This window comes from Methanobacterium sp. (genome assembly GCF_038562635.1).
Taxonomy (GTDB): Archaea; Methanobacteriota; Methanobacteria; order Methanobacteriales; family Methanobacteriaceae; genus Methanobacterium_D.
The window spans coordinates 1-7,846 of the sequence record NZ_JBCFBO010000007.1 but is presented as its reverse complement, the minus strand read 5'-3'; the positions used below and the strand labels follow the sequence as shown (position 1 = coordinate 7,846).

The window sequence follows — 7,846 nt, the reverse complement described above, 5'->3', positions numbered from 1 at the left end:
CTGGCGCAGGATCTGGAGTATCACCTCAGACTTGCGCTTCGCCGTCCATCGTTGCTGCTCTGCCATATCCTCTCTCCTTGCTCAGTATATCTGGTCTGAACAAAGAGGGGGACACTGTAGGTTTGTGCAGAAATCCCATGCACAAACCACGCCAAGCCTTCGCTTTGCTCAGGCACGGATTTAAAGGTTAAGCCAATGTTAGACGTATACAAGCTTCCCGAGTATGTAAAATATATTACAAAATTTGTAGGTAGTTTCGCTTGCCGTATAGAAAACGATGGATTTGTACTTCATTACCAGTAACAATGTAAAAGACTAGGAAATTATCTATCGTAATCATGTGATAGCCAAGCTGGCTTAAAAATGGATCTTTTACTAAAGGATACATAAAAGGATTCTTTTCTAGATACTCGATAGAATCATAAAACTTTTGAAATAGATGAGTAGGAGACACCTTTAATACTTGCTCAAAGTATTGCTTAATATCGTAGAGATCTGATTCTGCGGAAGGATAGAGTAAGACATCGTACGTAGCTGTACTCATGACTGAATGAGGCTTTCTAATACTTTGCGAGCATTTTTACCTTTAGCCCCACGTTTAATTTCTTCACGGGCTTCATTAAGCTTTTGGTATAATTCTAGTTTGGCTAATTGTTGATCATAATATTCGAGTGACATTACCACGAGATCGCCAATACCATTTTTTGTGAGAAAGACAGGTTCATTATCAGAGTGAGCTATTTCAGATATTGAAGAGAAGTTATTTCTAAGATCAGAGATAGGACGAATGATTGGCATACCATGCTCCTTAATAGTAGGATAATGATAATATAATGATAAGTCAAGTAGATATTTATAAGAACTAAAAAGTACATTAATATATAATATATAAGGACATAGATTAAAATAGTCTAAACGTCTAACACATGCTTCGACCTGACAATGCCTATTGTCATGGTTTTTGCTTAAGAGTGAAAGCAAGATAGTCCAAGTAGGCGCAAAAACCACGCCAATTGTCAACGCCGATTTAAAATTGCCGGTTCAGGCGACGACAGTTCTCTATAGAGTGTGCTGGGAGATCTTCCTAGTTCTTTTGCGATAGAGGGTATAGAAGCCCCTCTGGCAAGAAGAGAAGAAAGGAAGTATCGTTCTTCTTTGGAGAGTTGCGAGTAGGTCATAGTAGAACTCCTTTTCTTGGCGGGAAATGAGTTCTATTACTCTTGCAGCTCTCCTTTTTCAGAGTCAAGTCTTTGCACTTGCTTTGAGAATCCGCACCTACTAACAAAAGCTTCAACCTGACTCGGCTGCTGTCACGCTTTTTGCGTAAGAGTGAAAGCTAGAATAGCCAAGCAGGCGCAAAAAACGCGCCAATGCCCACACCAGGAGCGTGGGCACGGCATTGCAGGTCAAGCCAATGTTAGGCAGAAACGCTTTAGAATGTACTTAGAACTATTGGATTTGACTTTGCTATACGTATTTGCTATGATAATATAATACGTATAGGAGGCTATGTATGGAAACAAAGCTTACATTAAAGCTGGATAAAGCAATTATCAACTCTGCAAAGAAATACGCAGAAAGAAACAATAAAAGCTTGTCTAAACTTGTAGAAACCTACTTTAGAAATCTTGTCTCTCAATCTGACCAGGGAAAAGTAAAGTATTCTCCATTGGTGGAAGAACTTAGCGGCGTTATCTCGGAAAAGGATCTTGATGGTTTGGATTATGTAGAGTACTTGGAAGGCAAGTATGAATAAAGAAGTGTTCATAGATGCAGATATCGTTCTGGATCTTTTATGTAAACGAGAACCATTCTATTCATATGCCGCAGAAGTATTCACCATGGGAGATACAGGCATAATAAAACTAGTTACTACCCCACTTGTTTTCGCCAATGTTTTCTATATTTTAAGAAAGGTGTCAGGTATAGAGAAAGCAAAAGAACTCTTAAGAAAACTAAGGATTATGGTTGGGGTAGTCTCTTTAAATGATAAAGTAATAGATCTCGCATTAAATTCAGCCTTCAATGATTTTGAAGATGGGATTCAATTTTTTGCTGCACGCGAACAAGGGATAAAGCTTTTATTAACAAGAAATGTCAAAGATTATAAAGCAGCGGATCTAATCATACAGACACCAGAAGAATACTTGAAAACAGTTAAGGCTATATAAAAAATGATTTTGCCTAACAATAGCTTTAACCATGACAACGTTCTTGACACGCTTTTTGCGGTGAAGTGAAAGTAAAAGATCAAGGTAGGCGCAAAAAGCGCGCCAATGAAGCGTTGCAGGTCAAGCCAATGTTAGATTTACTAGATAATTCAATAACAAGAAGTGGTCGTCTAATTAAGTCATAGTGCCGTAATAAACATATGAGGAAGCACGATGAAAACAGCATTATTGATCGTTGATGTCCAAAACGATTACTTCCCAGGCGGAAAGAATGAACTTGTTGGAAGTATAGAAGCAAGCCTTAGAATAAAAGTGATAATAGAAAAATTTAGACGAAAGAATCTAGAGATTATTTATATTCAGCATATATCTAAAAGTCCTGCATCTACCTTCTTTCTTCCTAATACAGAAGGAATAGCGATACATAACAATGTGAAACCAAATAGAGAAGATAAAATATTCATAAAACATTACCCTAACAGCTTTAGGGATACTGGATTAGATGAGTATTGTAAGAATAAGGGTATAGATACCTTAGTAATCGTCGGGATGATGAGTCATATGTGTATAGATACGACAGTACGTGCAGGATATGACTTGGGATATAAGATAGTAGTTTTAAAAGATTGTTGCGCAACAAAAGATTTAAAAATGGGAGAAAGGGTAGTTAAAGCAGAAGAAGTACAGATAGCGTATATGGCAGCAATAGAGGGGACATTCGGAGAAGTAAAAACAGTAGAAGAGTATATAAGGGGAGAAATCTAACAATCGCTTCAACCTGACTCGGCTATGTCACGATTCTTGCTAGTCGTCGCTTCGCTCCTCGGCAAGAATTGCGCCATTACGCCTCGCAGGTTAAGCAAATGTTAGTTTGACCTGAAAAGGAGCAATCTATGTTTGAGCTCCCAGAATACTTAACCATAGCTAAGCAGATGAACAAATCCATTTCTGGAAAGACCGTGCTTTCTGGAGTAATGGGGAACTCGCCTCACAAATTTGTTTGGTATAATCAAAACCCGCAGACATTTTCTCGAATCGTTAACGGCAAAACAATCGGGGATGCTTACTGTAAAGGGCGTTGGCTTTTTATCCCATTGGAACCTGGATATGTACTAGTTTTGGGTGAATGCGGGGGAAAGATAATCCTTGTTGATAGCAATAATGTACCATCGAAATATCATCTGCTTCTGAATATCGAAGGAAACAAATCTATATATGCAATGACACAAATGTGGGGTGCAATGGAATTGTATAGAAAAGGAGAAGAACTAAAAAGACAATATATAGCTGATATGCGAACAACACCTTTAGATAAGGAATTTACATACAAGTATTTTAAATCGCTTATTGATGAGGCTAGAAGTGAGAAGAAAAGGAGTGTAAAGAGCCTTCTAACACAGGATCAATTAATCCCAGGATTAGGAAACTCAATTGCACAGGATATACTTTTTAATGCAAGGCTTCATCCGAAGACTCAAATTGAAGTACTTTCCGAAGAAGAAATTATGACTTTATATAAATCCATAAAAGAAACTGTAAATGATGCTGCAAAGAATGATGGTAGAAACGATGAATATGATTTTTATGGCAATCTAGGTAAATATGAAAGAGTTCTTGATAGTAAATCTATTGAAAGAGGTTGCCCTGTATGCAAATCAAAAATTGAAAAGATTCAGTATCTAGGTGGATCATCATATTATTGTAGTAAATGCCAAGTGTTAAAGAAGTAAACAATGCCGCCGTAAACTAACAATCTCTTCGACCTGACAAGCCGGCCTGTCACACAATCTGCATTCTCTTCGTTCGTAGCAGATTGTGCGCCAGTCTCGGGTTGCAGGTCAGGCGTATGTTAGGTCCAATATAAGAAATATCCTATTAAACAAGGATGCAAATATGAAACAAGAGCTTGCTGGTCTAGTTAAGAAAAGTATTGTTCGCTTAGTTCTTGGAATAGTGCTTATTGGAATATTTGTATTCTTTCCTGCGGGTAGTTTTTCCTTTTGGAATGGATGGCTCTATCTCACAACCATTCTAGCATTAATATCATATGGCTTTATATGGATGTATAAATACGACCCAAAGCTTTTAGAAAGAAGACTACGTTCTCGGGAAAAAGAATCGACACAAGTTGTATTCATAGTGTTCTCATCACTATTGATATTAGGAATATTTATATTACCTGGCCTGGATTATAGGTATTCTTGGTCTCGGGTTCCTCTTGTAGTCGTAGGCATAGCAGAACTTCTATTCATTATAAGCTATCTATTGATGCTGCGGGTAATGAAAGAGAATAGATATGCATCAAGGGTTATAGAAGTAGAGGAAGCACAGAAAGTAGTAGATATAGGGATGTATAGTATAGTACGACATCCTATGTATATGGCTATGAGCGTATTCTATATGAGTACATCGCTAGTATTAGGATCTTATGTTGGATTGATTCCTGGGGTACTACTGCCATTCTTACTAACGATACGGATAAAGAACGAAGAGAAGGTATTGGAAAAGGAACTGAAAGGGTATAAGGAATATAAAGAAAAAGTAAAGTATAGAATGATACCATATATATGGTGAGCATGGGCCTAACAACGGCTTTAACCATGACAACGCTACTGTCACACTTTTTGCGTAAGAGTGAAAGCTAGAATATCCAAGCAGGCGCAAAAAGCACGCCAATTGACGCGTTAATGGTCAAGGCGCTGTTAGGTGGACGCTAGCGCACAGATATTAGGAGAAAAAAATGATCCCTGATCTGGCAAGAATTAACCTTGAAATTGATAGAACACATAAGAATGTCCTTGAGTTTATCACAGTATGCAATTCTGAAAATTCAAAAAGCAGTTCATATGAAGATTGGAGCTATAAAGATGTTATTGCACATTTGACACGTTGGATATCATTCTCTGCGGATAAGCTTGAAAGTATTAAAAATCAGATTCCTTTTAAAGATGTGGATGACTTTCGAAAAACAAATAGAGAATGGTATGCGGTTGATTATAATAAAGAACTCAAGATAGTAGAATCTGAATTTGAAAAGGCAATTAAGAAGTATAAAGCTGTAATAGTTACCTATGGTAAAGAAGAGCTTATTAAGAATGATTTACCATTAGGATTTGGAATAGATCTTTGGCGATATATGATAATGGATGGATCAACACATCCCAATGGACACTTACTCTATCATTACCTGAAACGAAGGAAATACTTGAACTTTATAAAAGTTATGGAAGAGACGAAAGATATATTTTACTTGTTCTCTAACGGAAATAGTAAAGTATATAGTTTTGTAGAGTATAAGGATAAAGCTGGAATGGTAAAAAATAGGCTGGAAGAATTAAGCAAAGCGTATAATGATAATGATATACTTAAGAAAGTAATGGAAGCTAATCAATAGGTAGGGCAGACAACTAACAAATGCTTCAATCTTATATAACCTTTGGCGTGGTTTGTGCAGAAATCTCATGCACAAACCGCGTCAAGCCTTTGCAGTTGCTCCGCAACGCGAGCTCAGGCGCGAATTTGAAGGTTAAGCCACTGTTAGGCCGTCGCCTTCGGCGCTAAAACAATGTGGGCTCTTTAGATAGGGAAGCATGTCTACCCAAAGGGGGTATCGTGAAAAAAGCGGGCATAATTGTTTATCCGCAATTTAGTTTGCAGGAGATAAGTTGCTTAACAGAATTATTCAAGTTTAATGGAAAGGAAATAACCGTATTCTCTTCAACACTGGATGTCGTAAAAAGTGAAGATGGTTTCTCCATAGTGCCCGATAAAGTATTTTCTAAGTTCGATAGAGAATTATATGATTGTATAGTGCTGCCTGGGTTATGGGATTATCGATGTGCACTTAACAATGATGCAATTATTGAGTTTCTTAAACGATTTAAAGACGACATAAACATTAATATTGGTAGTATATCAAGTTCGCCAATATTGCTTGCGAAAGCAGGCATATTGGATGATCGTAAGTTTTGTGCCGGCTTGTATGAAGAAGTAATAGATAAGTACGAGTTTATACCAAGAAAAAATCTTGTTAGAAAACCAATATATGAAGATAGAAACCTAATAACTGCATTAGGTTTTGCTTATCGGGAGTTTGCGATTTCCGTAGCTAGAAAAGTAGGGATACAATGTAGTAATGAAGAATTCAAAGGAATAATAAAAGAAGATTATAAAGATGAGGAATTAATATTTCATACAAATATGGACTATAAAGAATTATAAGATCATTAGCCTAACAAGCGCTTCAACCGGATAACGTTATTGTTACGTTTTGTGCATTCGTTACGCTCATAAGCAAAAAGCGCGCCAAGCCTCACACGTTGCTCCGCAACGCAAGCTCAGGACGCGCTCGCAGGTTAAGCCAATGTTATGCGGAGGTCGCTAACGCGGCGCAATTTAATTGTTTATTAATAGAAAGAGATAAAATGTGTTTTGAAAAACAATTATTAGAACAATTCGAAATTGTATACTCTAAACTATTATAGTGATGAAAAAAGTAAATTTGTTAATGAGAAAGGGAACATAATTGATTTTAGAATAAATGTATCTATTAATCTGCCCTAACAAGGTGCTCTAGGTTATAGAAATAATACTATGTCATTATAAAAATAAAGTATTCTACAATAATTGGATATATCTACTTATGTGTTAATTATAATAATTGTCAATTCAACTTGGAAGGAGCAGAAAATGAGCGTTCATAAAGAAAACATTTCAGCTATTACATTCTGTAACCCGAATCTACTTGATAGTGCGATTTTGAAGAGGATCGCACTGTCTTTTGACAGCTTGATGATAGTTGGATTAGATCAAAAAATATCGTTAGACAAAATACAAAGTAAAGTTACTGAAAAAATCTATATTGATAACTTAATAATTGATCGAATCCAAGATTTGTATACTGTTCCAGAATTTGTATTTGAGGCGGAAGAAGCTATGCGAATTGGCATAACTTATCACCCGATTCTTTTTAATACTCCTAAGTTAAGATATATTTCTTCCATATACTATGCACGAGTTATCAACTTTGGAAGAAGGAACTTACTAGTTAAGAGAGAAAATTTACCCAGGCATCTTGATGCTAACGACCTAGAACAATATGAAATTCTTGAGAATAATTTAGGTGGAATACAACAATCTGTTTTCGACTACACAATCGCAGAAGAAGTAATGCGATTAACAAAATACCAACTAAAAAACAACTCAGTTGATAGTTATTTTGATGCAGGTTTTCATGTATTCCGAATAGTATCAGACTTAATAGCGATTCTTGGAGATATGCAGAAAGACCAAGTTGTTGCAACTTGCTTTAAAGCAGACCAGTTTGAATTACTTATTATCGCATGGAAACTTGTTACCCATATTTCTGATCGTATTCCAGATTTCAAGAAGAGATTATTGAGTCATGAACTATCTGATCCAATAGATATTAGTAAGCTCGGATACCTGACCATGGGTATTATTGAAAGTGTTGTCGATAAGAAAGAAATAATAAAACGGACTTATGGTGAAATCCGAAAATACAAGGAAGCTAATCAACCAGCATATGAAAGGTTTACAGTGTCCCCCTCTTTGTTCAGACCAGATATACTGAGCAAGGAGAGAGGATATGGCAGAGCAGCAACGATGGACGGCGAAGCGCAAGTCTGAGGTGATACTCCAGATCCTGCGCCAGA

9 protein-coding genes are annotated in these 7,846 nt (G+C 36.7%); 8 read left to right on the top strand and 1 reads right to left on the bottom strand.

All coding sequences use genetic code 11. The annotated features are described in order from the left end of the window. Positions 1 to 540 precede the first annotated feature (540 nt). Positions 541 to 798: a type II toxin-antitoxin system Phd/YefM family antitoxin gene (locus AAGU07_RS16410; protein ID WP_342460157.1), complete on the bottom strand. Its 258-nt coding sequence runs from the start codon at positions 796 to 798 to the stop codon at positions 541 to 543. Between the two features lie 715 nt (positions 799 to 1,513). On the opposite strand from AAGU07_RS16410, the gene AAGU07_RS16405 reads away from it, so the two are divergent. From AAGU07_RS16405 to AAGU07_RS16370, 8 genes are all read left to right on the top strand, one after another. Further along, positions 1,514 to 1,756, top strand: a complete 243-nt coding sequence (locus AAGU07_RS16405; protein WP_342460156.1) for a DUF6364 family protein — start codon at positions 1,514 to 1,516, stop codon at positions 1,754 to 1,756. Next, positions 1,749 to 2,171, top strand: a complete 423-nt coding sequence (locus AAGU07_RS16400) for a PIN domain-containing protein (protein ID WP_342460155.1) — start codon at positions 1,749 to 1,751, stop codon at positions 2,169 to 2,171. The genes AAGU07_RS16405 and AAGU07_RS16400 overlap by 8 nt, the downstream gene beginning before the upstream one ends. A gap of 213 nt (positions 2,172 to 2,384) precedes the next feature. Then, complete coding sequence (locus AAGU07_RS16395; protein ID WP_342460154.1) at positions 2,385 to 2,936, top strand: cysteine hydrolase family protein; 552 nt, start codon at positions 2,385 to 2,387, stop codon at positions 2,934 to 2,936. 128 nt (positions 2,937 to 3,064) lie between these two features. Then, positions 3,065 to 3,901: a DNA-formamidopyrimidine glycosylase family protein gene (locus AAGU07_RS16390; RefSeq protein WP_342460153.1), complete on the top strand. Its 837-nt coding sequence runs from the start codon at positions 3,065 to 3,067 to the stop codon at positions 3,899 to 3,901. Between the two features lie 163 nt (positions 3,902 to 4,064). Continuing rightward, entirely contained in the window at positions 4,065 to 4,745 is a 681-nt protein-coding gene (locus AAGU07_RS16385) for an isoprenylcysteine carboxylmethyltransferase family protein (RefSeq protein ID WP_342460152.1), read from the top strand. Between the two features lie 166 nt (positions 4,746 to 4,911). After that, positions 4,912 to 5,565 (top strand): ClbS/DfsB family four-helix bundle protein, encoded by a 654-nt coding sequence (locus AAGU07_RS16380; protein WP_342460151.1) that lies wholly within the window; start codon positions 4,912 to 4,914, stop codon positions 5,563 to 5,565. A 218-nt stretch (positions 5,566 to 5,783) separates the two neighbouring features. Next, positions 5,784 to 6,392 carry a DJ-1/PfpI family protein gene (locus tag AAGU07_RS16375; protein WP_342460150.1) on the top strand — a complete coding sequence of 203 codons (609 nt, stop codon included), beginning with the start codon at positions 5,784 to 5,786 and terminating at the stop codon, positions 6,390 to 6,392. A gap of 468 nt (positions 6,393 to 6,860) precedes the next feature. Continuing rightward, on the top strand, positions 6,861 to 7,820 hold the full coding sequence (locus AAGU07_RS16370; protein WP_342460149.1) for a hypothetical protein: 960 nt from the start codon (positions 6,861 to 6,863) through the stop codon (positions 7,818 to 7,820). Positions 7,821 to 7,846 lie beyond the last annotated feature (26 nt).